The organism is Novosphingobium pokkalii, assembly GCF_014652855.1.
GTDB lineage: Bacteria > Pseudomonadota > Alphaproteobacteria > Sphingomonadales > Sphingomonadaceae > Novosphingobium > Novosphingobium pokkalii.
In genome coordinates this window covers 232,799-257,271 of the sequence record NZ_BMZP01000004.1, presented here as the reverse complement: position 1 = coordinate 257,271, position 24,473 = coordinate 232,799, and the positions used below count along the sequence as shown (strand labels likewise).

At 67.6% G+C, this 24,473-nt stretch carries 21 protein-coding genes; 14 read left to right on the top strand and 7 right to left on the bottom strand.

What is annotated here, in order from left to right; all coding sequences use genetic code 11:
- Positions 1-36: 36 nt before the first annotated feature.
- Both IE191_RS06415 and IE191_RS06410 read left to right on the top strand, forming a co-directional pair.
- On the top strand, positions 37-771 hold the full coding sequence (locus IE191_RS06415) for a PadR family transcriptional regulator (RefSeq protein ID WP_191323514.1): 735 nt from the start codon (positions 37-39) through the stop codon (positions 769-771).
- Positions 772-1,270: 499 nt separating this feature from the next.
- Entirely contained in the window at positions 1,271-2,878 is a 1,608-nt protein-coding gene (locus IE191_RS06410; RefSeq protein ID WP_191323513.1) for a hypothetical protein, read from the top strand.
- 12 nt (positions 2,879-2,890) lie between these two features.
- On the opposite strand, the gene IE191_RS06405 is transcribed toward IE191_RS06410, so the two are convergent.
- The 3 genes from IE191_RS06405 to typA all read right to left on the bottom strand — a co-directional run bounded on the left by IE191_RS06405 (position 2,891) and on the right by typA (position 6,649).
- Positions 2,891-4,057 (bottom strand): glycosyltransferase family 4 protein, encoded by a 1,167-nt coding sequence (locus IE191_RS06405; RefSeq protein WP_191323602.1) that lies wholly within the window; start codon positions 4,055-4,057, stop codon positions 2,891-2,893.
- Positions 4,058-4,231: 174 nt separating this feature from the next.
- Positions 4,232-4,609 carry a hypothetical protein gene (locus tag IE191_RS06400; RefSeq protein ID WP_191323512.1) on the bottom strand — a complete coding sequence of 126 codons (378 nt, stop codon included), beginning with the start codon at positions 4,607-4,609 and terminating at the stop codon, positions 4,232-4,234.
- A 198-nt stretch (positions 4,610-4,807) separates the two neighbouring features.
- Complete coding sequence (gene typA, locus IE191_RS06395) at positions 4,808-6,649, bottom strand: translational GTPase TypA (protein ID WP_191323510.1); 1,842 nt, start codon at positions 6,647-6,649, stop codon at positions 4,808-4,810.
- A gap of 330 nt (positions 6,650-6,979) precedes the next feature.
- Here typA and IE191_RS06390 point away from each other — a divergent pair, with 330 nt between their 5' ends.
- The 3 genes from IE191_RS06390 to IE191_RS06380 all read left to right on the top strand — a co-directional run bounded on the left by IE191_RS06390 (position 6,980) and on the right by IE191_RS06380 (position 10,618).
- Positions 6,980-9,658, top strand: coding sequence for a TonB-dependent receptor (locus tag IE191_RS06390; protein WP_191323509.1), 2,679 nt, complete (start codon positions 6,980-6,982; stop codon positions 9,656-9,658).
- Positions 9,659-9,795: 137 nt separating this feature from the next.
- The gene (locus IE191_RS06385) at positions 9,796-10,179 is read left to right on the top strand and encodes a DUF805 domain-containing protein (protein ID WP_229815140.1); all 384 of its coding nucleotides are present in this window, start codon (positions 9,796-9,798) and stop codon (positions 10,177-10,179) included.
- Between the two features lie 22 nt (positions 10,180-10,201).
- The gene (locus IE191_RS06380; protein ID WP_191323507.1) at positions 10,202-10,618 is read left to right on the top strand and encodes a DUF805 domain-containing protein; all 417 of its coding nucleotides are present in this window, start codon (positions 10,202-10,204) and stop codon (positions 10,616-10,618) included.
- Here the strand turns inward: IE191_RS06380 and IE191_RS06375 are convergent, their stop codons facing one another.
- On the bottom strand, positions 10,619-13,183 hold the full coding sequence (locus tag IE191_RS06375) for an ABC transporter permease (protein WP_191323506.1): 2,565 nt from the start codon (positions 13,181-13,183) through the stop codon (positions 10,619-10,621).
- The gene (locus IE191_RS06370) at positions 13,180-13,869 is read right to left on the bottom strand and encodes an ABC transporter ATP-binding protein (RefSeq protein ID WP_191323505.1); all 690 of its coding nucleotides are present in this window, start codon (positions 13,867-13,869) and stop codon (positions 13,180-13,182) included. The genes IE191_RS06375 and IE191_RS06370 overlap by 4 nt, the downstream gene beginning before the upstream one ends.
- Positions 13,870-13,957: 88 nt before the next feature.
- Between IE191_RS06370 and IE191_RS06365 the strand changes: the two genes are divergently transcribed.
- From IE191_RS06365 to tatC, 7 genes are all read left to right on the top strand, one after another.
- Positions 13,958-14,653 (top strand): arylesterase, encoded by a 696-nt coding sequence (locus IE191_RS06365; protein WP_191323504.1) that lies wholly within the window; start codon positions 13,958-13,960, stop codon positions 14,651-14,653.
- 68 nt (positions 14,654-14,721) lie between these two features.
- Positions 14,722-15,738, top strand: a complete 1,017-nt coding sequence (nagZ, locus tag IE191_RS06360) for a beta-N-acetylhexosaminidase (protein ID WP_191323503.1) — start codon at positions 14,722-14,724, stop codon at positions 15,736-15,738.
- 3 nt (positions 15,739-15,741) lie between these two features.
- A complete protein-coding gene (locus IE191_RS06355) occupies positions 15,742-16,566 on the top strand; it encodes a segregation and condensation protein A (RefSeq protein WP_191323502.1) in 825 nt (274 codons plus the stop codon).
- Positions 16,563-17,171, top strand: coding sequence for an SMC-Scp complex subunit ScpB (gene scpB, locus IE191_RS06350; protein WP_191323601.1), 609 nt, complete (start codon positions 16,563-16,565; stop codon positions 17,169-17,171). The genes IE191_RS06355 and scpB overlap by 4 nt, the downstream gene beginning before the upstream one ends.
- Positions 17,172-17,532: 361 nt before the next feature.
- Positions 17,533-17,790, top strand: coding sequence for a Sec-independent protein translocase subunit TatA (locus IE191_RS21015; RefSeq protein ID WP_229815139.1), 258 nt, complete (start codon positions 17,533-17,535; stop codon positions 17,788-17,790).
- 29 nt (positions 17,791-17,819) lie between these two features.
- A complete protein-coding gene (tatB, locus tag IE191_RS21010; protein WP_229815138.1) occupies positions 17,820-18,290 on the top strand; it encodes a Sec-independent protein translocase protein TatB in 471 nt (156 codons plus the stop codon).
- Positions 18,287-19,132 (top strand): twin-arginine translocase subunit TatC, encoded by an 846-nt coding sequence (tatC, locus tag IE191_RS06335; RefSeq protein WP_191323501.1) that lies wholly within the window; start codon positions 18,287-18,289, stop codon positions 19,130-19,132. Before tatB ends, tatC begins: the two co-directional genes overlap by 4 nt.
- Positions 19,133-19,370: 238 nt before the next feature.
- Here the strand turns inward: tatC and IE191_RS06330 are convergent, their stop codons facing one another.
- Both IE191_RS06330 and IE191_RS06325 read right to left on the bottom strand, forming a co-directional pair.
- Positions 19,371-21,104 carry an amidohydrolase gene (locus IE191_RS06330; protein ID WP_191323500.1) on the bottom strand — a complete coding sequence of 578 codons (1,734 nt, stop codon included), beginning with the start codon at positions 21,102-21,104 and terminating at the stop codon, positions 19,371-19,373.
- On the bottom strand, positions 21,101-22,003 hold the full coding sequence (locus tag IE191_RS06325; protein ID WP_191323499.1) for an NAD(P)-dependent oxidoreductase: 903 nt from the start codon (positions 22,001-22,003) through the stop codon (positions 21,101-21,103). The genes IE191_RS06330 and IE191_RS06325 overlap by 4 nt, the downstream gene beginning before the upstream one ends.
- Positions 22,004-22,113: 110 nt before the next feature.
- Here IE191_RS06325 and IE191_RS06320 point away from each other — a divergent pair, with 110 nt between their 5' ends.
- The gene (locus tag IE191_RS06320) at positions 22,114-23,367 is read left to right on the top strand and encodes a threonine ammonia-lyase (protein WP_191323498.1); all 1,254 of its coding nucleotides are present in this window, start codon (positions 22,114-22,116) and stop codon (positions 23,365-23,367) included.
- Between the two features lie 205 nt (positions 23,368-23,572).
- A complete protein-coding gene (locus tag IE191_RS06315; RefSeq protein WP_191323600.1) occupies positions 23,573-24,451 on the top strand; it encodes an arginyltransferase in 879 nt (292 codons plus the stop codon).
- Positions 24,452-24,473 lie beyond the last annotated feature (22 nt).

Genomic DNA, 24,473 nt, shown 5'->3' with positions numbered 1-24,473 from the left:
ATATATCTTAGCTGCATCGTGATGAAAGGAATATCGATGCGATTTGACAGCAACCGCCCCGAACGGGGCATGTTTGGCCGATTTCACGGCGACGAACGCGGCGAGCGCCGTGGCCGCTGTGGCGGCGGAAAGTTCGGAGACCGCTTTGCCGCCCATGTCGCGGCGCGCTTTGCCGGCCGCTTTGACGAGGATGATGGCGGCTTTGGTGGCGGTCCTTTCGGTGGGGGTGGCCCCTTCGGCGGCGGTCCCTTCGGCGGGGGCAGAGGCGGCGGGCGCTTCGGCGGCCGGGGTGGTCGCGGCGGCGGCGGCCGGGGCCGCATGTTCGCCACGGGCGAATTGCGCCTCCTGCTGCTGAGCCTGGTGGCCGAACAGGATCGCCACGGCTATGAACTGATCAAGGCCGTGGAAGACCTGACCGGCGGGCAATATGCCCCCAGCCCGGGCGTGGTCTATCCCACCCTGGCGCTGCTGGTGGACGAAGGCCTGATTGCCGAGGCAGCCGGCGAAGGCACGCGCAAGGCCTTTGCCGTGACCGAGGCGGGCCGCACCGAACTGGCCGGCAAGACCGACGAGCTCAAGGTGATCGTCGCGCGGCTGACCAGCCTGGCCCAGGCCGGTGAACGCGAAGCCAGCCCACCGGTGCGCCGCGCCTTTGCCAATCTCGCCCTGGCCCTGCGCCAGCGCGTGACCGCTGGCGAATTCGACAACGCAACGGCGCTGGCCGTGGCCGATATCCTCGACGAGGCGGCGCGGAAGATCGAGCGGCTTTGACGGGGCGGCGCTGGCCGGGGGCCTTGTCTCCCGGCCGGCGACGGCAGCGCCAGCGGCCTTCGACAAGCTCAGGCCGAACGGGGGTGGGGTAGGTCTTCAACGGAATGCCGATGGGCGGGGCTAGCGGCCTTCGACAGGCTCAGGCCAGGCGGCGGTGGGGTAGGTCTTCAACGGAATGCCGGTGGGCGGTGCTAGCGGCCTTCGACAGGCTCAGGCCGAACGGAGGTGGGGTAGGTCTTAACCGGAATGCCGATGGGCGGGGCCAGCGCCCTCCGACAAGCTCGGGCCGAACGGAGGTGGGGTCAATCCTTATCTTTATTCCGTTCGGGCTGAGCTTGTCGAAGCCCCCTCGCAGGCGAGCGCACCATCGGCGATCCTTGACCGACCCCGGCCGTACAGAGGGGCCATCTCGTCCTGCGACACGATTTGCAATTGCCAGAGACTCTGTGCCCGATTAAGCCGCGATCACTTGAAATTACGTGATCTGCCAGTAACGCCCGTGCCCGACGAAACGATTGCCCGGTTGCACGCGGCCAAGGCAGCGGTGCCCAGTCTTCCCCCGTCAAGCGAACCGCGCTGGCTGCAATCGCCATGGCTGTGGCTGGTGGCGATGCTCTTGGCGGCGCTGCCGCTGGTCTTGCCCCCGGTGGCGCCGCTGACCGATCTGGGCGGTCACCTCGGGCACTATGCCGTGCAGGTCGATCATGGCCGCTCGGCCGATCTGGCCCGCTGGTACAGCTTTCACTGGAACCTGATTCCCAACCTGGGGGTCGATATCCTGATGGAGGGCCTGGCGCCGCTGCTCGGGCTGGAGCCGGCGCTGCGCGCGGTCACCGTGGGTATTCCCGTGTTGCAGGTGCTGGGCATCCTGTGCCTGGCGCGCAGCGTGCAGGGGAGGATCACGCCGCTGGCGCTGTTCGCGCTGCCGCTCGCCTATTGCTATCCGGTCCAGTTCGGTTTTCTCAATTTTGCGCTGGGCCAGGCCCTGGCGACGCTGGCGCTCGCGCTGTGGATTTGCATGGGCCGACGCGGGTGGATCGCCGCGCGCTGGGTTGTGTTCGTCCCGCTCTCATGCGCGTTGTGGGTGTGCCATTTGGTGGCTTGGGTGCTGCTTGGCGTGTTTGCCGGCATGGACGAACTGGCGCATCGCTGGAGTCCCCGCGATTGGGCCGCGGGCGGGTTACGCGCGCTGTTGTGGGCAGGCTTGCGTGCCGGCCTGGCCACCAGTTGCCTGGTGGCGCCGCAAGTCTTGCGCATCGTCTGGCCGCTGCCGGCCAGCGGCCACGGGCCGACCGAGGATTTCTTCAATCCGGCGCTCAAGATCACCTACCTGCTGATGCCGCTGCGCGATCGCTGGCTGGTGTGGGACGTGGCCGGCGCGCTGTTGCTGCTGGGCCTGGTCTGGTGGAGCCTGCGGCGTGGCGAGCAATGCGCCCGGTCCTTGGGCCTGTGGTGGGGCTGCGGCGTTCTCGCCGTGGCTTACGTCTTGCTGCCGGCCACCTTGATCGGCGCCAGCCTTGTGGACATGCGCCTGGTGCCGTTCGTGCTGATCGTGGCGCTGGTGGCAGCAACGCCGCGCTATGCAGGTAAGGGGTGGCTGTCCTGGAGCGGGCTAGCCGGGCTCGGCTTAGGTTTCGCGATCGCCCGACTGCTGGGCAACTCGCTCAGCCTGTGGCTGGCCGGTCAGGCAATGGCGGCCGATCTTGCCGCGCTCGATACCGTCCCGCGCGGCAGCCGCGTTGCTTCGCTGGTGGTGGAGACCTGCACCGTCTCGATCCTGCCATGGCGGCGGGAGCGGCGCACGCACCTGGGCGGCTATGCCATCGCCCGCCGCCACGCCTTTTCCAACGAGCAGTGGATGGTGCCCGGCGGGCACTTGTTGCAGGTGCATGCGCCGCTTGCCGGTTCCTTTGCTACCGACGATTCCGAATTCGCCAAGCTGGATGGCTGCGACAAGCCCAACACGATCAGCCGGCGCCTGGCCGAGCTGCCGCGCGCGGCGTTCGATTACGTGTGGATCATCGATACCGATCGGGTGCGCCCGGTGGCTGGTGCGGTGGCGGTGCGGCGCACGCCGGGCAGCGTGCTCTACCGCATCGTCCGCTGACCGGCCGGGGGATTACCGCCGCGTGCGCTTCTGCCGCACCAGCCGCACATAGGTATCAGCTACGGCCTGGTTGATCCGGTCCCAACTGAATTCCTGGGCACGGCGTTCGCCCGCCGCGCCATGCTGGGCGCGCAGGTCCGGATTTTCCACATAGGCGCGCAGCGCTTCGGCGAACTGGTGCACCGCGCCCGGCGTGATCAGGCGGCCCGAGACGTGATCGTCCACCAGGCTTTGGCTGCCGGTAGCGGCCGAGGCGACCACGGGCAGGCCACAGGCCATCGCCTCCAGCGTGACGTTGCCGAACGTCTCGGTCACCGAAGGGAAGAACAGCACGTCCATGCTGGCCACGCCCTTGCCCAGGTCCGCACCCGAGAGGAACCCGGCAAAGACCGCGTCGGGCAAGCGGGTTTCCAGCCATTCGCGCGCCGGGCCTTCGCCGATCACCAGCACGCGGAACTTGGCGCCCTTGCTTTTCAGCTCGTCGATCGCGTCGGAAAAGACGTCCAGGCCCTTTTCCATCACCAGCCGGCTGAAAATGCCGATCACCACGTCATCGTCGGCCAGGCCCAGCGAGCGGCGCCATTCCAGGCTACGGCGCTCGGGCGTGAAGATCTCGCGGTCCACGCCGCGCGACCAGATGCCGATGTCATAGTTCATGCGCTGTTCGCGCAGCACCTGGGCCATCGATTCAGACGGCGCCACCAGCGCGTCGCAGCGGCGATAGAAGCGGCGCAACATGGCTTCGATCACCGGCTCCAGCCAGGCCATGTTGTAATAGCGGAAATAGGTCTCGAACCGGGTGTGGACCGAGGCCAGCACCGGCAGCCGGCGCCGCCGCGCCCAGGTCACGACGCGATGGGCGGCCACGTCGGGCGAGGAGACGTGCACCACGTGGGGGTCGAACGCGGCCAGATCGCGGCGCACGCGCGGCGACAGCGCGATCGGCACGCGATATTCCCCGCGCCCCGGCACGGCCAGCGCGGGAATGCCGATCAGCGTGCCGGTTGGCTCGAACGCGGGCGTTTCCACCTTGGGCGAATAGACGCGCACCTGGGCGCCCTGGCGCAGGAGATAGCCGACCAGCCTGTTGAGCGCCTGGTTGGCGCCGTCGCGCACATAGTTGTAGTTGCCGCTGAACAGGGCAATGCGCAGGCCATCGAGCCGGCCGCTGGCGGCCATGGCGGCAAGATCGGGAACAGTCTGGGGCACGGATGGGGAACTCGTCATGGCGCGCGCCATAGCGGGCGCAGGACAGGATGGCGAGAGGCCCGCTGCAAATGGCCCCAGCCGCACAAGAGAACGCGCCCGCCGGACAGGTTCCGACGGGCGCGCCGATCAGGATGGAAGCCGGAATTACCAGCCGCGATGCCAGCGGTTGTAGCCGTAGCCATAGCCGTAATAGCTGGGGCCGCTGCGATAGACTTCGCGATAGACGTAAGTGCGAGGCGGGGGCGGCGGGGGTGCGTAATAACCGCCGTAATAGGCCGGACCTTCATAATAGTAGGTCGGCGGCGGGGGCGGCGGGGCATAGCGTTCTTCCACCACGTACCCACGGTGCGGATGGTCCGAGGCGATCGCGGCACCCACGGCGAGGCCGAGGATACCCGCGCCGATCGCCAGACCGGCACCATCGCCACCGCGATGCCAGCCATGGGCCTCTGCCGGGGCGGCAGTGGCCATAACGGTGGCGCCCAGGGCGCCCGCCAGCAGAACCTTGCTCATCAGCTTCATGGCTCGTCTCCAACCCGCCGTTCTGTCCAAAAGAGCCTCATGCTCACAGCGGGCCTTGTTGAGAGAAACCTTATGCAACATGCGCTGAACCGCCGATGAAACCTTTGTTCAGGCTCTTGCCGGCACGAAAAAAAAAGGCGCCCCGTTGCCAGAGCGCCCCTTTTGTCGTTGGTCATCGCCCTTGCAAGGCGAGGAAAATCAGGCGTTTTCCTTCTTGCGGCTGGCCTTCTTGCGCTCGTTCGGGTCGAGGATCGCCTTGCGCAGGCGCACGGTCTGCGGGGTCACTTCGACCATTTCGTCGTCATCGATATACGCGATTGCCTGTTCCAGCGTCATGATGCGCGGCGGGGTGAGGCGAATCGCATCGTCCTTGCCCGACGAACGGAAGTTCGTGAGCTGCTTGGACTTCATCGGGTTGACTTCGAGATCGTCGGGCTTGGCGTTTTCGCCAATCACCATGCCTTCATAGACCTTGTCCTGCGGGCGCACGAACAGCACGCCGCGCTCTTCCAGGCTGTTGAGAGCATAGGCCACGGCTTCGCCCGTGGCGTTGGAGATCAGCACGCCGTTCTGGCGGCCTTCGATCACGCCCTTGTGCGGGCCATACTTCTCGAACAGGCGGTTCATGATGCCCGTGCCGCGCGTGTCGGACAGGAATTCGCCATGATAACCGATCAGCCCGCGCGAGGGGGCGGAGAAGGTGATGCGGGTCTTGCCCGCGCCCGAGGGGCGCATGTCGGTCAGCTCGGCCTTGCGGCGCTGCATCTTTTCCACGACCGTGCCCGAGAATTCGTCGTCAACGTCGACCAGCACGGTTTCATACGGCTCGGTGCGGCCGTTCTCGTCGGTGCCGAACAGCACGCGCGGGCGGCTGATGCCCAGTTCGAAGCCTTCGCGGCGCATCGTTTCGATCAGCACGCCAAGTTGCAATTCGCCGCGACCAGCCACTTCAAAGCTGTCCTTGTCGGCGCTTTCGGTAACGCGGATGGCCACGTTGGTTTCCGCTTCGCGCATCAGGCGGTCGCGGATCATGCGGCTTGTCACCTTGTCGCCTTCGCGGCCGGCAAACGGGCTGTCGTTGACCGAGAAGCGCATCGCCAGGGTCGGCGGATCGATCGGCTGGGCTTCGATCGGGGTGGTGACCGAAGGATCGGCCACGGTGTTGGCCACGGTGGCCTTTTCCAGGCCGGCCAGCGCGATGATGTCACCGGCGCGCGCTTCTTCCACCGGCACGCGCTCCAGGCCACGGAACGAGAGGATCTTGGAGGCGCGGCCCACTTCCAGCACCTTGCCATCGCGGTCGAGCGCGTGGATCGGCTGGTTGAGCTTGATCGTGCCCGACTGGACGCGGCCGGTCAGCACGCGGCCCATGAAGTTGTCGCGATCGAGCAGGGTGGCCAGGAAGCTGAACGGCCCTTCGGTGTCGAGCGAGGGCGCGGGCACGTGGCTGACGATCTTTTCGAACAGCGGCAGCAGGTTGCCTTCGCGCACGGTTTCGTCGGTGCCGGCATAGCCGTTGCGGCCCGAGGCGTAGAGCACCGGGAATTCGAGCTGTTCGTCGTTGGCATCGAGGCTGACGAAGAGGTCGAACACTTCGTCGAGCACTTCCTGCGGGCGGCCGTCGGGGCGGTCGATCTTGTTGACCACCACGATCGGCTTGAGGCCCAGCGCCAGCGCCTTGCCGGTGACGAACTTGGTCTGCGGCATCGCGCCTTCCGAGCTGTCGACCAGCAGGATCACGCCGTCGACCATCGAGAGGATGCGTTCCACTTCGCCGCCGAAGTCGGCGTGGCCGGGGGTGTCGACGATGTTGATTCGCGTCGTTTCGCCGTTGGCCGGGTTGGTCCATTCCACCGACGTGCACTTGGCCAGAATGGTGATCCCACGTTCCTTTTCCAGGTCGTTGGAATCCATGGCGCGCTCTTCCACGCGCTGGTTGTCGCGGAACGTGCCGGACTGGCGGAAAAGCTGGTCCACCAGCGTGGTCTTGCCGTGGTCGACGTGGGCGATGATCGCGATATTGCGCAAGGGCAGAGACATGAAAGGCTTTCTTCGGAAACCGGGATATGGGCTTGCGGCAGCCGTTTGGGGAAAATCCCGTCTTCCCGGTTCGGGCCGCACTTGGGCGCGCGCTTACTCGTTATTGTGCGTTGCCACAAGAGCGGCTGGCAAAAGACCCGTTCCCGGCGATGTGGCGCTGCGGCCACAGTGCCGTCAAATCACCGCCGGATCGGGCGGAAATGCCCGAGAAAGGAGCGGATTGCGGTTTATGGCCGAATATATCCGCGCTAGCTAGGGCACACGGCCCGGCGGGCAGGCACGGGGGGTGTCGCGCGCCGGGCCGGCAAAGGGCGCGCATATCAGCAAGACATGGGAATTTCCGGCAATCAGAACGAGGCGGTAGGGGCGCCGCGACGGGACCGGCGTTCCGCGCGCAAGGCCGCGTCGGCTCTGGCGCTGATGGCGCCCGGCTTTGTCTGTACGCCATCGGCCCATGCCCTGGTCGCGACAGCGGATGGCGCGGCAGCGGCAACCGGCGCGCAGGACGACGCAATCATCGTCACCGCAACCAAGCGCGATGCCAGCCTGGAAGATGTGCCCGTTGCAGTCAGCGTGGCCAGCGGGCAGGCCATCGCCCGCGCGCAGATTCGCGATCTGAAAGATCTGACCAGCCTGGTGCCGTCGCTCTCGATGCAGCAGTTGCAGAGCCCGGCCAACGTCAACATCTACATCCGCGGCTTTGGCAACGGGGCCAACAACAGCGGCATTGAGCCGTCGGTGGGTGTCTTCGTCGATGGCGTCTATCGCTCGCGCACGGCGGCCCAGATCGCCGACTTGCCCGATGTGGACCAGGTGGAAGTGCTGCGCGGGCCGCAATCCACGCTGTTCGGCAAGAACGCCTCGGCCGGGGTGATCTCGATCATCACCCGCCTGCCGCAGTTCAAGCCCGGCGGCGATTTCGAGGCAAGCTGGGGCAATTACAACGCGCTGGTGCTCAAGGGCCTGGTCACCGGCCCGGTGACCGATGCCCTGGCGGTGAGCCTTGCTGCCGGGCGCAACCGCCGCGATGGCACCATCGTCGATCCCGACACCGGGCATCGCAGCAACGGGCGCAACCGCTGGTTCGTGCGTGGCCAGGCGCTGTGGCAGCCGGGTGATGATCTGTCGCTGCGCGTGATCGGCGATTACGGCTTGATCAACGAGGTGTGCTGCGCGCCGGTCAACGTGCAGCCCTCTGCCGCCACGCAGGCAGTGCTGGCCGTGGGCGGCAAGGTCAACGCCCCCGATGCGATCTATGCTGACCAGGCCTGGTGGAATTTCGATTCGACCAACCGCATCGCCAACTACGGCTTTTCCGGGCAGCTCGATTACAAGCTCGATCGCGTCAAGATCACCGCGATCTCGGCCTGGCGGCGGCTGACCTCGGCCACCAACCAGGATTCGGATTTCTCCAGCGGCCAGATGCTGGCGCGCAATGCGCAGGATCTCAAGCTTTCGACTTTCACCGAAGAACTGCGCGTGGCGACCGATCTGCCCGGTCCGTTCAACGCGGTGGGCGGCGTCTATTACTTCAACGAGACGCTGGACCAGCGCAGCGCCATCGCCTTTGGCCAGGATATGCGCGCCTATGCCAACCTGCTGGTGCAGGAGGCCAGTGGCGGGGCGCTGAGCGTGCCGCAACTGGAGCAGGTGCTGGGCAGCCTGGAAGGCGATCCCACGCGCTATGCCGGGCGCTTCTTTGCCAGCGGGCAGGGTTCCAACGAACGCTATCGCCTGCGCAACGAGGCGTTTTCCGCGTACTTTCAAGCCGATCTCAAGCTGGGTGGTGGCGTCACGCTGACCGGCGGGGCGGCGTTCACCAGCGATACCAAGCGCTATGATATGGCCGGTGTAAGCAGCGACGTCTTTGCCGGGGTCGATCTGGACGGGCGCGCCTATGCCCCGTTCCGCCAGCAGTTGCTGACCGCCGCCGGCCTGCGCGCGCAGGACGTCAACCCGCGCGATGCCGCGGCCGTTGCCGCCTTTGCCCAGGCCAATCCGCAGGGCTATGCCGCCGTGCTCGGGCGCGCGGCGGCCAATGCCAAAAATCCTTCGGCCAATCCGCTGGCGCCGCTGCGCAGCCTGCAACTGTTTCCGGCCTATGTGAACCTGCCCAATGCAGTGGAGCCGGGCCGCACGCATGACCAGCGCGTGACCTGGACGGCCCGTGCCATGCTGGCCATGACCGCCCATCTGCGCGGCTATCTGAGCTATGCCACCGGGTTCAAGGCCAGTTCGATCAACCTCTCGCGCGACAGCCGGCCCTTTGCCTCGGACCAGGCCGCGCTGGAGGCTGCCGGGCTGGCGCAGGTCAACCAGACTTATGCCACGCGCTTTGCCGGGCCGGAGCGCACCACCGTCTACGAACTCGGGCTCAAGGCCGAATGGGGCCTGGCCACGGCCAACCTGGCCGTGTTCCAGCAGACGATCAGCGGGTTCCAGTCCAACCTCTTCACCGGCACCGGGTTCGCCCTGGTCAACGCCGGCAAGGAGCGGGTGCGCGGCGTGGAACTGGAAACCGCGCTGCGACCCGCAGCGGGTCTGGTGCTGTCGGGCAGCGCCACCTGGCTCGATCCGCTCTATCAGGATTTCGCGATGTCGGCCGTGGGCGATCTCTCCGGTCGGCGCCCGGCGGGAATTCCGGCGCTGTCGTTCACGCTGGCCGGGCAATACGAGCATCGCCTGGGCCGCTCTGCGCGCCTGTTCGTGCGCGCCGATTTCCACCATGAAAGCCCGGTGACGATGGAAGACGGACTGCCCGGCTTCCTCAGCCTGGGCACCGCCGCCGCGATTGCCGCCTCGGCGCAATACCAGCGGCGGGTGAACGAAGTGAACACAGCGCTGGGCGTGATCCTGGCGGCGCGCACGGACCTGACGGTGTGGGGCCGCAATCTGACCGACAACCGCACTTTGACCAAGATTTTCGATTCGGTGGCCCAGCCCCTGGGGATTTCGGGTTACACCAACCAGCCGCGCACCTATGGTGCATCGGTGCGTTATCGCTTCTAACCCGGACGCGAAGCGCAAGACTTGAGGGGGCTGCTTTGCGGCCCCCTTTTTCTTGTCTTTTCGATATTTTTCTGGCTGTCTGCGTCCTCTGAAACGGGGGGATGCAGATGCAGTGGATGATTTTGCCCTACAAACGGATGCTGGATTTCAACGGGCGTTCGCGGCGGCTGGAATACTGGATGTTTCATGTGCTGCTGATCGCGCAAATCGCATTGATCATGGGGCTGATCGTTGCCTTCGCACCGCGCGATGGCGGGGCGCTGCCGTGGTCGCATCCGGTTACGCTGCTGCTCACGCTTCTGGCCATGATTGCGGCAGTTGGCTGGTTCTGGGCGGGCCTGGCCTTGTCGGTCCGCCGCTTCCACGATCAGGACAAGTCGGGCTGGTATGTTTTGCTGGGCGCCATTCCCTACGTGGGCGGGTTGATTACACTCGTGTTCATGTGCCTGCCGGGCACGGCGGGGCCCAACCGCTTTGGCCCCGATCCGATCAATCCCGATCTGACCGACGTGTTCGGCTGACCTTCCTGCCTGGAGACTTGCGATGAACTGGATGCTGTTGCCCTATCGCCGCTACTTCGAGTTTTCCGGGCGATCGCGGCGCAAGGAATACTGGATGTTCGCGCTGTTCGGGTTCCTGGTGAACCTGGCGATCACGGTGCTGTTCGGGCGCACGGCCTATACCACCATGGGCTGGTCGGTGGGCATCAACACCCAGCTCAACGGCGTGGGCGATGCCATCTCCGGGCTGTTCGCGCTGGTCAATTTCATTCCCAGCCTCTCCGTGTGGGTTCGCCGCCTGCACGACATCGACCGTTCGGCCTGGTGGATCCTGCTGATTTTCCTGCCGATCCTGGGCTGGTTTGCGCTGCTGGTGTTCATGTGCCTGGATGGCACGCGCGGGCCCAACCGCTATGGCCCCGATCCCAAGAACCCCTATGAGGTTGACGTCTTCCGCTGATCACAGCTCGCGAAGGGCCTGGGCGGGCCGCGTGCGCAAGACGCCGACTGAACCGCCCAGGGCCATCGCCATGACCAGCGCCAGCGCGCCGCCCAGCACGGCCAGGATCGTGCCCCAGCCCGGCAGCCAGGCAAAATCGAACAGTTGCGTCACCACCGCCCAGGCGCCGGCCGTGCCCAGGGCCAGGGCCACGCCGCCCAGCAGCAGCGCCAGCAGTGCCTGCTCGGCCAGAACCAGCAGCAGCAACTGGGCAGAGCCCGCGCCCAGCACACGCAGCACCACGGCATCATATTGCCGCTGCGCCCGCGCGGCGGAGATGGCGCCGGCGAGCACGGCCATGCCCGCCAGGATCGCCACGCTGGCGGCGGCAAAGATCGCCACGGCCATCTGCCCCAGGATGCTGCGCGCCTGGCTCAGCACCGGCCCCACCTCGATCACCGAGCTGGACGGCAGCGCGCGCACCAGCCCCGAAAGGATCGCGCGCGACACCGCCGGCTTGCCCTTGTCCGGGCCCAGCTCGATCGTTGCCGCCAGGTTGTAGGGCGCATCGGCCAGCGCATTGGGGCTGAACACCAGCACATAATTGAAGCCATAGCTGTCCCAGTCGATCCGCCGGAACGAGGCGATCCTGGCGCTGCGCTCCACCCCCAGCAGCGACACCGTGATCCTGTCGCCCAGCTTCAAGTGGATGGCCTGGGCCAGCTTTTCATCCACCGAGACCAGCGGTTCGCCGCGATAGCCGGCCGGCCACCAGCGCCCGGCGGTCAGCACGTTCCCTTCGGGCAGGGCATCGGCAAAAGTCAGCCCGCGATCGCCGCGCAGCGCCCAGGCATCGTCGGGAATGCGGGCCAGATCGGCCACGCGGATCATGTGACCGGGCGGGCCGAACGCGACGATGGCGCCGCGCATCGCCGGCACGGTGCGGATGCGCGCACTTGGTGCCGCCTTGAGCACGACCTGCCGGAAGGCGGGAAGGCCAGCAGGCGGCACGTCCAGCACGAAGTAATCGGGCGCGCGCTGTGGCACACGCGCGGCGATATTGGCATCAAGGCTGGTCTGCACGCCCGCCAGCAGCACGAACGCCGCCATGCCAAAGCCCAATGCCGTCACCAGCGCGCCGGTCTGCGCGCCGGGGCGGTGCAGGTTGGCCAGCGCCATCCGTGCGATCGGCGCGCGCGGGCGCGGCAGGCGCGCGGCAATGCGCACCAGCGCCCAGCCCAGACCCGCCAGCAACGCCACCACGCCGCCCGCCGCCGCCAGGAACCCGGCCGCCAGCCACGGCTGCTCCGCCCCGGCCACGGCAATGGCGGCGATCGCGGCCAGGCCCAGCCCCATGGCCAGGGCGCGGGCGCGCCAGCCCTCGCGCGGGGGCACCAGGCGTCCGCGCATCAGCGCCATGGCCGGAACCGCCCGCGCCCGCAGCAGCGGCGGCGCGGCAAAAGTCGCGGCGATCAGCGCACCCTGCACGGCCGCCAGGGCCAGCGCGCGCGGCGCCAGCACCAGGCCGGCCGGGATCGGCAAGAGGTCTTTCAGCGCCAGCCCGATCAGCGGCGTGGCAGCCAGGCCCAGCAGCAGGCCCACGGCAATCGCCAGCAGCGTGGCGAGGCCCAGTTGCAAGAGATAGATGCGCGCAATGTCCGCCCCGGTCGCGCCCAGGATCTTGAGCGTGGCAATCGCGCCGCGCCGCGCCTCAAGGTAAGAGGCCACGCCATTGCCGATGCCGATCCCGGCGATAAGCAGCGCGGCGAGCGCCACCAGCGCCAGGAATTGCCCCATGCGCGACACGAAGCGATCCAGGCCGGGCGAAGCCTTGTCGCGCGTGCGCAGTTCCAGCCCGGCATCGGGAAACTTGTGCGTCAGGGCGTCGGCCACGCTCTGCGCCGGAGTGGAGGCGGGCAGGCGCAGGCGGTATTTCCACCGCACCATGGCGCCGGGCTGGACCAGGCCGGTGGCATCGAGCCCGGCGCGGCTGACGATCACGGTGGGGCCAAGCGCAAAGCCTTCGCCCAGCCGGTCGGGCTCGTCGCCGATCACGCCGCCGATGCGGAAAGTCGCCTGGCCGATGCGCAGGCTCTGCCCGGTCGCCACGCCCAGCCGCTCGGCCACGCCCGGCGCGATCCAGGCGGTGCGCGCGTTGGGGGCGCCGGCAGCGCGGCCATCGGCCAGCGTGAACGTGCCATAGAGCGGCCATGCCTGATCGATGGCCTTGAGTTCGATCGGCACGGCGGTGCCATCGGCGCCGGGCACCGTGGCCATGGCGCGCATCCGTGCCCCGATCGACAAGCGCCCGGCGCGGGCGAAAGCGGCCTGCTCGGCGGCAAAGGCCTGGCGCCCGGCGATTTCCGCCTCGACATCCCCGCCCAGCATGGCCTGCCCACGCCGATCGAGTTCGCCGCGCACGGCCTCGGTCAGGGTGCCGATCGCCGCCAGCGCGGCAACGCCCAGCACCAGGCACACGACCAGGATGCGCAGGCCACGGAATTTCCAGTCCAGCCCGCGCCGGGCGAGGGTCCAGGCCCCGCGCCAGCCCAACTGGCCGCGATCCGCGCGGGGGGCCGTGCTCATCGCGTTTCGTCGCTGGCGATGCGCCCATCGGCCAGGCGCAGGATGCGCCCGCAGCGCTGCGCCAGGGCTTCATCATGCGTGACCATCAGCAGCGTGGCCCCGGCTTGCCGGGCGCGGTCGAACAGCAGGTCGGCCACGGCGGCGCCGGTGGCAGCGTCCAGATTGCCGGTCGGCTCGTCGGCAAACAGCAGGGCCGGGCGCGGCGCCAGCGCGCGGGCAATGGCTACGCGCTGCTGCTCCCCGCCCGAAAGCTGGCCGGGATAATGGTCGAGCCGGTGGGCCAGCCCGACGGCGGCCAATTCCGCTTCGGCGCGGCTCATGGCGTCGGTCATGCCGGCCAGTTCCATCGGCGTGGCCACGTTTTCGCGCGCGGTCATCGTCGGCAGCAGGTGAAACGCCTGGAGCACGATGCCGATGCGGCCGCGTCGGGCCGTGGCCAGCCCGTCTTCCTCCAGCGTCGCGAAATCCGCCCCGGCCACGAACAGCACGCCGCCGCTGGCCCGTTCCAGCCCGGACAGCACGGCCAATAGTGACGATTTGCCCGAGCCCGAGGAGCCCAGCAGCGCCACCGTCTCCCCGGCCATCACGTCCAGGTCCAGCCCCTTGAGAATATCGACACGGGCAGCGTCGCGGCCCAGGGACAGGGTCAGCGCGCGGGCGGAAATGAGCGGGGCAGGGCTTGTCACTGCTCCGAAGTGGCATAGACCGCCAGCCTCTTGCAACCGGCCATTCCACCAACGACATGATGGGCCGACTGCCTTTTTGGGAAATGCGATGCGCGCTCTTGGTCCTGCCGTCCTGTCGATCCTGCTGCTGGCGGCCTGCTCGGGGCAAAAGGCGCCCGATCCGCTGGAAACCCGCTCCGCCGCCCCGACCGCGTCTGCATCGGTTCCGGCCGATGCCCCGGTGATCCTCGCCTTTGGCGACAGTCTCTATGCCGGATACCAGCTTGAAGCGGGGCAGAGCTATCCGGCCAAGCTGGAAGCCGCGCTTAACGCTGCGGGCGTGAAAGCGCGGGTGATCAATGCCGGGGTTTCAGGCGATACCACCGCCGCCGCGCGGCAAAGGCTGGCCTTCACGCTCGACAACCAGCCGCAAAAGCCGGCGCTGGTCATGGTCGGGCTGGGCGGCAACGACATGTTGCGCGGCCTGCCCCCGGCGCAGACGCGCGCCAATCTCGATGCGATCCTGGCCGAACTCAAGCGGCGGGGCATTCCCGCGATGCTCACCGGCATGCTCGCCGCGCCCAACATGGGGCAGGATTATGTTGCCGCGTTCAACCCGATCTGGCCGTCGCTGGCGAAGAAGTACGATGCCGCGCTGGTGCCGTTCTTCCTTCAGCCGATCCTGGCCCAGCCGTCGCTGCAACTGCCCGATCATCTCCATCCCAACGCGCAAGGGGTGGACCGGATCGTGGCCGCGACCGAGCCGGCCGTGGTCCAGGCGCTGGCCAAGGCACTGCACAAGTAGCGCCGCCATCCCCGCCCTGCGCGCGGGAGGGCTTGCCATGGCCGGCAAATTTCGGGATGGCAGGGGCCATGCTTCCTGCCATTTTCGGCCTCTCCGGCCCCGTTCTCACCGCTGACGAGCGCGCCTTTTTCCAGGACGCCGATCCGGCTGGCTACATTCTGTTCGGCCGCAACGTGGAAAGCCGCGAGCAGTTGCGCGCGCTGACCGATAGCTTGCGCGCTCTGCACGGGCGCGACCGGCTGCTGATCTCGATCGACCAGGAAGGCGGCCGGGTGGCGCGGATGAAGCCGCCGGTCTGGGCGCCCTATCCCACCGGCGAAGCCTTCGACCGGCTCTATGATGTCGCACCCGCCAGCGCGATCGAGGCAGCGCGCGCCAATGCGCAGGCCCTGGCTATGGACCTCGCTGAAGCGGGCATCAGCGTCGATTGCCTGCCGCTGCTCGATGTGCGCCAGCCCGGCGCGCACGACGTGATCGGTGATCGCGCGCTGGGGCGCGAGCCGCAGCGGGTGGCGGCATTGGGCCGCGCCGTGCTCGATGGCCTGGCCCGCGCCGGCGTGGCCGGGGTGATCAAGCACATGCCCGGCCATGGCCGGGCGCTGGTGGACAGCCACAAGGAAACCCCGCTGGTCACCGCCAGCGAGGCCGAGCTTGCGGCGGATCTGGCGCCGTTCCAGGCACTGGCCCACGCCGCCATCGGCATGACCGGGCACTTGCGCTTCACCGCGTGGGATGCCGATCTTCCCGCCACGCTGTCGCCCTTCGTGGTGGGTGAGATCATCCGGGGGCGTATCGGCTTTGACGGGCTGCTGCTGACCGACGATCTCGACATGGAAGCCCTGACCGGCACCGTGCCCGAACGCGCGGCGCGGGCGCAGGCGGCCGGGTGCGACCTGGCGCTCAACTGCTGGGCGAAAATGCCCGACATGATCGGCATTGCCCAAGCGCTGGCCCCGATGGGCGAGCAGACTGCCGCCCGGCTCGATCGCGCGCTGGGGCCCACGGCGGCGGCTGCCGTGCCGCGCGATGCGGCGTTGCAGGCGGACCTTGTCGCGCGACGCGACACGCTGCTCGCACTGGCCTGACCCATGGCCGAGGGGGCAGCGCTTTCCGACGAAGACCTGTGGGATGGCCTGCCTCCAGAGGTTTCCGGCGCTGTTTCGGCTGACGAGGCGCTCTACCTCGATCTCGATGGCTGGGAAGGGCCGCTCGACCTGCTGCTCGATCTGGCGCGGCGGCAAAAGGTCGATCTGCGCAAGATCTCGATCCTCGAACTGGTGGACCAGTATCTCGACTATATCCAACGGGCCGAGGCGCTGAAGCTGGAACTGGCGGCCGATTACCTGGTGATGGCCGCCTGGCTTGCCTACCTGAAATCGCTGCTGCTGCTGCCGCGCGATCCCGACATGCAGCCAAGCCCGGAAGAAATGGCGCTACGTTTGCAATTGCGGCTGCAACGGCTGGGCGCGATGCGCGAGGCGGGCGCGCGGCTGATGGCGCGGGACCGGCTGGGGCGCGATGTCTTTGCCCGTGGCGCGCCCGAAGGCCTGAGCCTGGCGCGGCGCTCCCGCTGGCAGGCGGGCCTGTTCGATCTGATCCAGGCCTATGGCCAGATCCAGCACCGCAACCGCCCTGTGGTGCACATGGTGCGCGAGCGGCCGGTGATGACGCTCGATGCTGCCCTGGCGCGCATTTCCGCGCTGCTTGGCGCGAGCCTGGAATGGCGGGACTTGCGCGCCTTTCTGCCGCCGATGGCGATCACCAGCGACACCGACCGGCAACTGGCGCGCTCGGCGCTCGCCTCCAGCTTCCTCGCGGCGCTGGAACTGGCCAAGCAGGGGCGGGTGGAACTGGTGCAGGACGAATGCTTTGGCCCATTGCTGATCCGGCCGCTGCCGGCGGCCCGGCCATGAGCGTGCTCGACGATCTGCTGCGCGCGGTGGAAGCCACGCTGTTTGCCGCGCAGGAGCCGCTGCGGGCGGACGAGATTTCGCGCCATCTCGGCGGGGCAGACGTGCGCCCGGCGCTGGCCGAACTGGCCGCGCACTATGCGGCGCGTGGGGTAAACCTGGTGGAACGCGGCGGGCGCTGGCATTTCCAGACGGCGCCAGACCTTGCGCACCTGCTGCGCCGGGAAAAGGAAGAGGTGCGCCGCCTGTCGCGCGCGGCGACCGAGGCGCTGGCGATCATCGCCTATCACGAACCCGTCAGCCGTGCCGAGATCGAGGCCATTCGCGGCGTGCAGACCGCCAAGGGCACGCTCGATGTCTTGATGGAGGCAGGCTGGGTGCGCGTGGCCGGGCGGCGCGAAGTGCCGGGCCGGCCCACGATCTATGCCACCACGCCTGCGTTCCTCACCCATTTCGGCCTGGCCAGCCGGGCCGATCTGCCCGGCATCGGCGAATTGCGCGCGGCGGGCCTGCTCGATCCGGTGGACGAGGCCTATGCCGTGCTGACCGGCAATCGCGACGACGAGAGCGTTGCCGACGAGGCGGACGAGGTCGATCAAGCGGACTAGGCGGCGTGGACAGATTCCGCAACACCACGGTTGCCCTGTAAAAGGCCCTGGCGAGGCGTGAGGACGCAGGAGGAGTGGGCCTCTTTAGCTACGCTGGCCTTCGGCTCAAGGACGAGCAACGCTGCCAGGGCCTTTTACAGGGCAACCCCTGCGGGGCTGGACCAAAAACCGCCATTTCCGCGTCGGCTCGTCGCGCAATATTCCCGATATTACGCTTCCTCGCCTCCTTGAACTGGCGGTTTTTGCCTCCAGCCGTGGCGCTGCGGAATCTGTCCACGCCGCCTAAACGACACAAATCCGCACGGACCGCTGGCGAAGTGGCGGAACTTCCCCTATCTGGGCACGCAAAGGAGAATTTGAAATGGGTGGCCTTTCTCTACCGCACCTGATCATCCTGGCGCTGGTCGTGTTGATTCTGTTCGGCCGTGGCCGCATTTCCGAAATGATGGGCGATTTCGGCAAGGGTATCAAAAGCTTCAAGCAGGGCATGAACGAGGAGGCGAATCCTCCCGTCACGCCGCCCCCGGCGCAGATCCAGCAGACCCCGCCGCCCGTCACGCCGGTGGCGCCCCAACAGCCGGTGCAGCAGCCGACCGACCAGCAGGGTCCGCAGGCCTGATCGGCCCCATAACGCAGGGCTGATAATCGATGTTCGATATCGCGCCGTCCGAACTGCTGCTGGTCGTCATCGTGGCGATCGTGGTGATCGGGCCCAAGGATCTGCCGCTGGCGCTGCGCACCGCTGGCCGCTGGATCGGCAAGATGCGCCGGGTTTCCAACCACTTCCGCGCCGGAATCGAAACCATGATCCGCGAAGCGGAACTGGCCGACATGGAAAAGAAGTGGCAGGAGCAGAACGCGCAGATCATGGCGCAGAGCGCAGCGGCGAGCGCTGCCGAAACGCCGCATGCCGCCACCGCAGAAGTGCCGGCTCATCCGGTCGATCCGGTGCTGGCGCCCCACGCGCCGACCGATCCCGCGCCACTCCCGCCGCCGCCTGAAAAGCTGTTGCCGGTGGAGAGCCGGGGCGAGCGTCCGCGCGGCCCGCAACCGGCCGACGAAGGCCACGCGGCCGCGCCGGTTGCCGCACACAACCCCACAGAACCGGGCCAGCCGTGATCCAGATTCGCGATATCGATGAAACCCAGGCCCCGCTGCTCGACCACCTGATCGAGCTGCGCACCCGCCTGCTGCGCTGTGTCTATGCGCTCGCGCTCACCTCGGCGATCAGCTATTATTTCGTCGACACGATCCTGGCGATCCTGGTCCATCCGCTGAGCCTGGCGTTTCCCGCCGGGCATGGGCGGCTTATCTATACCAAGCTCTATTCCGCGTTCTTCGTGAACCTGAAAGTGGCGTTGTTCTCCGGCTTCCTGCTCAGCTTCCCGGTGATCGCCAACCAGCTCTGGGCCTTTGTCGCGCCGGGGCTCTATGCGCGGGAAAAGCGGGCGTTCCTGCCGTTCCTGATCGCCACGCCGATCCTGTTCGGCATGGGCGCCAGCCTTGCCTATTTCGTGGTCATGCCCACCGCGTTCAAATGGTTCGTCGGCTTCCAGGGGGACAAGGGCGGCCTGCAACTCGAAGCCTTGCCCGGGATCGAGGAATACCTTGCGCTGGTGATGCAGTTCATCCTGGCGTTCGGGGTCTCGTTCCTGCTGCCGGTGCTGCTGATGCTGCTCAACCGCGCCGGGATCGTCAGCCGCGAAGCGCTGGTCAAGGCGCGCCGCTATGTGATCGTGGGCATCGTCGCGCTGGCCGCGCTGATCACCCCGCCCGACGTGGTGTCGCAGCTCATGCTGGCGATTCCGCTGTTGATCCTGTTCGAAGGCACGCTGATCGTGATGCGCTTTGCCGAAAAGGCCGATGCCGAGGAAAAGGCACGGGCCGAGGCCGAGGAAGCCGCTGCGGCTGCCGCTGCCGCCGCGCAGCCGGTGGGTGAACCCACGCAACTCCTGCCCTGACGCGCCTGCGTTAAAAGGATTGGGGTGGGGGCCATCGCTGGCCCCCACCATATTCTTGCATTGAGGGGAATTCGCATGCGCGGCGGGATTTTTCCGCTGCCCGCATGGCCGTGCCCGGATCAGGTCGTAATTCGGTGCGAGGGGACAACACCGACGACCATAGCAACCGGGCCTGGCAACGCAGCGCCGGGATGAGGGGGGAACCCGGCACCTTCCGCGTCGGCCGATGTAACGGCCATCAGCCCTTTTGGTTTCCGTTCTTGTCGGCCGGCGGATTTTCGGCATCGGCGGGCCAGACCTTGCCACCGCCCACCCACGTCTCGCGCACTCTGGTGTGGCGGATGGCATCGGGCGTGGCGGTCAGCGGATCGGTATCGACCAGGATGAAATCGGCGCGCAGCCCCGGCGCCAGCCGGCCAAAGCGGCCCTCGGCAAACCCGGCATAGGCACCGCCGGTGGTATAGGCGGCCAGGGCCTGGGCCGGCGTGACCTTTTCCTGCGGCTGCCAACCGCCGTCGGGCTGTCCATCCGGCCCCTGGCGGCTGATCGCGGCAGCAATTCCGGCAAAGGGATCGGGCGCTTCGACCGGGGCATCAGACCCAAAGGCGAGCCGCGCCCCGGCCTTGGCGATGGAGGCCCAGGCATAGGCGCCGGCCAGCCGCTGCGGCCCGAGCCGCGCTTCTGCCATCACCCGGTCCGAGGTTTCGTGCACCGGCTGCATAGAGGCGATCACCCCGTTGCGGCCAAAGCGCGCGATATCGGCCGGATCGACGATCTGGGCATGCTCCACGCGCCAGCGGCGATCCCCCTTGTAGGTGGCGGAAAGATCGTCGATCGAGGCGAGCACAGCGGCATTGGCAGCGTCGCCGATGGCGTGGACGGCCACCTGAAAATTGTCCATCGCGGCGCGGCTCATCAGGTTGCCGAGCTGGGTGTCGGTCATGCGCGGCAGGCCCCGCGTGCCCGGTGCATCGGCATAGGGCGCCTTGAGCCAGGCCCCACGCGAACCGAGCGCGCCATCCATGAACAGCTTGACCCCGCCCATGCGCAGCCGGTCGGCATAGAGCCAAGGCGTCGGCTCGCCCCCGGCAATCAGCGCCATCTGGTCGATGCCCATGGCATAGGCCATGATCCGCACATAGAGCTGGTTCTTGTCCCCGGCGCGGCGATAGGCCTGCCAGTCCTCGATGCTGGTGCCCATGTCGGCCACGGCGGTCACGCCGCGCTGGAACAGCAGCGATTGCGCCTTGGCCAGGGCGGCATCGCGATCGGCGGCGCGCGGCGCGGGCAGGCGCGGGGTGAGCAGGCCCATGGCCGCATCGACCAGCACGCCCGCCGGGGTGCCATCGGGCCGGCGATCGATCGCGCCGCCATCGGGCGCCTTGGTGGCGGCGGTAATGCCGGCGGCTTTCAGCGCCGCGCTGTTGGCCCAGCCGGCATGGCCATCGACCCGCTCCAGCCACACCGGCCGGTCCCCCACCACCGAATCGAGTTCGGCGGCCGTGGGATAGCGACTCTGCCCCCTGCTGTCCTTCAGCCCCCATTGCTCCTGGTTCCAGCCGCGCCCGGTAATCCAGGTGCGATCGGGATGGGCGGCGGCATAGGCACGGATCGCGTCAAGCGCTTCTGGCAGGGAGCGCGTGGCCGAAAGATCGAGCGTCAGGGCGGCCAGCCCCAGCTCCATGACATGGACATGCGCGTCGATCAGGCCGGGCAGGATCACCTGGCCCTGGCCATCTACGTGATAGCCAAAGCCCTTCCTGGGCAGCTTGTCGCCGGGGTGGAACACCTGGCGGATCACGCCGCTGCGGTCGAACAGCAGGCCGATCACCGGCTCCACCTGCCCATCGGCGCCGATCGTCTCGCCATGGACATTGTCCACCAGCGTGTCGGTGGAGGGGGCCTGGCCGGCATGGGCCGCAGTGGGCAGGGCAACGGCGGCGAGCAGGCCGGCAATCAGTGTGCGCTTCATGCGGGCTTCTGCCCGCGCAGCGGCAGGCGACGGATCAGCGCGCTGGTATCCTGGCGGCCGCCACCCAGCGCCTGGACGTCGGCATAGAACTGGTCGATCAGCGCGGTGGTCGGCACGCTCGCCCCCAGCCCGCGGGCTTCCTCGATGGCCAGGCCAAGGTCCTTGCGCATCCAGTCCACGGCAAAGCCGAAATCGAACGAATCGTCGGCCATGGTGTCCCAGCGGTTGTCCATCTGCCAGGATTGCGCGGCGCCGCCGGAAATCGCCTCGAACACTTTGCCAAGGTCAAGATGGGCCGCCTGGGCAAAGCGCATCGCTTCGGACAGACCGGCGATCGTCGCCGCCAGGCACATCTGGTTGACCATCTTGGTGGTCTGCCCGGCGCCGGACTTGCCGACATGGACCACGCGCTTGGCATAGGCGGCCAGGATCGGCCGCGCGGCGGCAATCGCCTTGTCGCTGCCGCCGCACATGATCGAGAGCGTGCCGCTTTCCGCGCCGGACTGGCCGCCGGTGACCGGCGCGTCGACACACAGGATTTCCTTGTCGCGGCCTTCCACCGCGATCTGGCGGGCGATGCGGGCCGAAACCGTGGTGTGGTCGATCAGCACCGCGCCGGGGCGCAGGCCGGCAAAGGCGCCTTGCGGGCTGAGCACCACATCGGCGAGGTCATCATCGTTGCCCACGCAGGTAATCACCGCGTCGGCGCCCTCGGCGGCTTCGGCCGGGCTGCCGGCCACGCGCGCGGCCAGGCCGGGGTTGGCGGCCAGCCAGGCTTCGCGCCGGGCATCGCTGCGGTTGAACACGGTGAGGCGGTGGCCTGCCTGGCCCAGGTGGCGGGCGATGGGCCCGCCCATGGTGCCAAGGCCGATGCAGGAGATGGTGAGTGGTTCGGTCATGCGGGTTGTTTAACCGGTTTATGCGGTCGTGCCAGCCCTCCCAAGGGGGTGCCGCGCGTCTCCGGAAACGGTTTCTTTGCGCCGCCCTTTGCATTAGGGGGAGCCTCACTATGGAAAACCTTGTCCACAAGCTCGTCCCACAGCCGGCGCAAGCCCTGCTGTCCCTTGCCGACGTTCACGCGGCGGCCGGACGAATTATGGGCAAGGTGGTGCGTACCCCCACGCTGCATAGCCAGACCTTGAGCCGGATCACCGGCGCCGAGATCTACCTCAAGTTCGAAAACCTGCAATTCACCGCCGCCTACAAGGAACGCGGCGCGCTCAATGCCCTTCTGCTGCTGACCGAAGAACAGCGTTCGCGCGGGGTCATCGCCGCGTCGGCCGGCAACCATGCCCAGGGCCTGTCGTATCACGGCACGCGGCTGGGCGTGCCGGTCACGATCGTGATGCCGCGCACCACGCCGGCGGTGAAGATCATGCAGACCGAAAGCGTCGGCGGCAACGTCGTGCTGGAAGGCGAAACGTTCGACGAAGCCTATGCCCATGCGCGCCAGCTCGAAGCCGAGCGCGGGCTGACGTTCGTGCACCCGTTCGATGATCCGGCCGTGGCGGCGGGGCAGGGCACCGTGGCGCTGGAAATGCTGACCGACGTGCCCGAGATCGACATGCTGGCCGTGCCGATCGGCGGGGGCGGGCTGCTCACGGGCATGGGCACGGCGGCGCGCGCGATGAAGCCGGGGATCGGCCTGGTCGGCGTGCAGGCGCAACTGTTCCCGTCGATGTACGACAAGCTCAAGCACCAGAGCCTGCCCTGCGGCGGCGATACCCTGGCCGAAGGGATCGCGGTGAAGGAGCCGGGCGCGTTTACCTCGGCGGTACTGGAAACGCTGGTCGACGATATCGTGCTGGTCGACGAAGCCGCGCTGGAATCCGCCGTGGCCCTGCTGCTCCAGATCGAGAAGACCGTTGTGGAAGGGGCAGGTGCAGCCGGGCTCGCCGCCGTGATCGCCAACCGCGCCATGTTCGAAGGGCGCAAGGTGGGCATCGTGCTGACAGGCGGCAATATCGACACGCGCCTGCTGGCCAATGTGCTGCTGCGCGATCTGGCGCGGTCGGGCCGCCTTGGCCGCCTGCGCATCGTGTTGCAGGATCGACCCGGCGCGCTCTACAGCGTGGTGGAAGAGTTCAACCGCCACCAGGTCAACATCCTGGAAGTGTGGCACCAGCGCATCTTCACCTCGCTGCCGGCCAAGGGCCTGACTGCGGAAATCGAATGCGAGGCGCGCAACCGCGAGCAGATCGACCTGCTGGTGCGGGCGCTGCGCACGCGCGGCTATGATGTGACCCAGGTCGAACTCGCCTGATCCGTTAACCCGTGCCGGGCAGGCTGTCCTGCCTTGGCACGGGACGGCGGCACGGCGGCGAAATCCGCTCCGAAATGGGCGGCCAGGCTTGTCGGTTGGCCAGATTTCGTGGTTAACGGGCTTTAACCCAGGGCCGTGCCGGGGCACGGTCGTGGGCACGACGCGCGCCGGATGGGCCGGTGCGCGACAAGGAATTGCTCTGGCCGTGACTGCGCCTGTCCGCTTCCCCCGCTTTTTCGTCACCAGCCCGGCGCCGTGCCCCTATCTGCCCGGCCGGCAGGAGAGAAAGGTGTTTACCGAGCTCAAGGGGCCGGGTGCCGAGGAATTGAACGACGCGCTCAGCCGGATCGGCTTCCGCCGCAGCCAGACGGTGGCCTATCGGCCCAGTTGCACCGATTGCCAGGCCTGCGTTTCGGTGCGGGTGGTGGCCGGCGCCTTCCGTCCCTCGGCCACGCAGCGTCGCGATCTGCGCCGCAATGGCGATCTCGTCGTCACGGCTTGCAAACCTTGGTCCACTGCGGAACAATTCGACCTGTTGCGACGTTACCTCGCTGCCCGGCATCCGGGCGGCGGCATGGCCACCATGGACGAGATGGACTTCGCGGACATGGTGGAACATACGTCGGTGAGGAGTTATGTAATTGAATACAGGGAGCCCACTGCCGATGGCAGCCTGGGCAAACTCGTGGGGGCATGCCTGACGGATCAACAGGGTGATGGCCTCTCGATGGTCTACAGTTTTTACGATCCACATCACGAAACGCGCGGCGGGCTTGGAAACTTCATCATTCTCGATCACATCCTCCACGCACAGAGGATCGGCCTGCCCTATGTCTACCTCGGCTATTGGGTCGAGGGATCGGCACGCATGCAGTACAAGGTCCGTTATCGGCCGATGGAGCGTTTGGGCCGCGATGGCTGGCATGCGTTTGAACCAGATGTGCAGGCCCGCGCCATCGATCGGCTGGCAGACGGCGCCGCACGCGACGCTGGCGTCCTGCCCACCAAGCCGGAACTCGGGTCGCAATCGCTGGGCCGCGCTGCGGCAGATCGCGGCCTCGCCGAAGGATTCCCTCCGCTCTGACGTTTTCGCATGGTCGGGCCTG

What these genes read in the sequence shown, in the direction of transcription:
- IE191_RS06415 (WP_191323514.1), top strand. Translation starts at nt 37, where the DNA reads ATGCGATTTGACAGCAACCGCCCCGAACGGGGCATGTTTGGCCGATTT.
- IE191_RS06405 (WP_191323602.1), bottom strand. Translation starts at nt 4,057, where the DNA reads ATGGCCGCCAGCGGCCGGCTCGATGGCCTGCGCATTGCCCTGTTCAGC.
- IE191_RS06400 (WP_191323512.1), bottom strand. Translation starts at nt 4,609, where the DNA reads ATGAAGCTGATGAGCAAGGTTCTGCTGGCGGGCGCCCTGGGCGCCACC.
- typA (WP_191323510.1), bottom strand. Translation starts at nt 6,649, where the DNA reads ATGTCTCTGCCCTTGCGCAATATCGCGATCATCGCCCACGTCGACCAC.
- IE191_RS06390 (WP_191323509.1), top strand. Translation starts at nt 6,980, where the DNA reads ATGGGAATTTCCGGCAATCAGAACGAGGCGGTAGGGGCGCCGCGACGG.
- IE191_RS06385 (WP_229815140.1), top strand. Translation starts at nt 9,796, where the DNA reads ATGCTGGATTTCAACGGGCGTTCGCGGCGGCTGGAATACTGGATGTTT.
- IE191_RS06380 (WP_191323507.1), top strand. Translation starts at nt 10,202, where the DNA reads ATGAACTGGATGCTGTTGCCCTATCGCCGCTACTTCGAGTTTTCCGGG.
- IE191_RS06375 (WP_191323506.1), bottom strand. Translation starts at nt 13,183, where the DNA reads ATGAGCACGGCCCCCCGCGCGGATCGCGGCCAGTTGGGCTGGCGCGGG.
- IE191_RS06365 (WP_191323504.1), top strand. Translation starts at nt 13,958, where the DNA reads ATGCGCGCTCTTGGTCCTGCCGTCCTGTCGATCCTGCTGCTGGCGGCC.
- nagZ (WP_191323503.1), top strand. Translation starts at nt 14,722, where the DNA reads ATGCTTCCTGCCATTTTCGGCCTCTCCGGCCCCGTTCTCACCGCTGAC.
- IE191_RS06355 (WP_191323502.1), top strand. Translation starts at nt 15,742, where the DNA reads ATGGCCGAGGGGGCAGCGCTTTCCGACGAAGACCTGTGGGATGGCCTG.
- scpB (WP_191323601.1), top strand. Translation starts at nt 16,563, where the DNA reads ATGAGCGTGCTCGACGATCTGCTGCGCGCGGTGGAAGCCACGCTGTTT.
- IE191_RS21015 (WP_229815139.1), top strand. Translation starts at nt 17,533, where the DNA reads ATGGGTGGCCTTTCTCTACCGCACCTGATCATCCTGGCGCTGGTCGTG.
- tatB (WP_229815138.1), top strand. Translation starts at nt 17,820, where the DNA reads ATGTTCGATATCGCGCCGTCCGAACTGCTGCTGGTCGTCATCGTGGCG.
- IE191_RS06330 (WP_191323500.1), bottom strand. Translation starts at nt 21,104, where the DNA reads ATGAAGCGCACACTGATTGCCGGCCTGCTCGCCGCCGTTGCCCTGCCC.
- IE191_RS06325 (WP_191323499.1), bottom strand. Translation starts at nt 22,003, where the DNA reads ATGACCGAACCACTCACCATCTCCTGCATCGGCCTTGGCACCATGGGC.
- IE191_RS06320 (WP_191323498.1), top strand. Translation starts at nt 22,114, where the DNA reads ATGGAAAACCTTGTCCACAAGCTCGTCCCACAGCCGGCGCAAGCCCTG.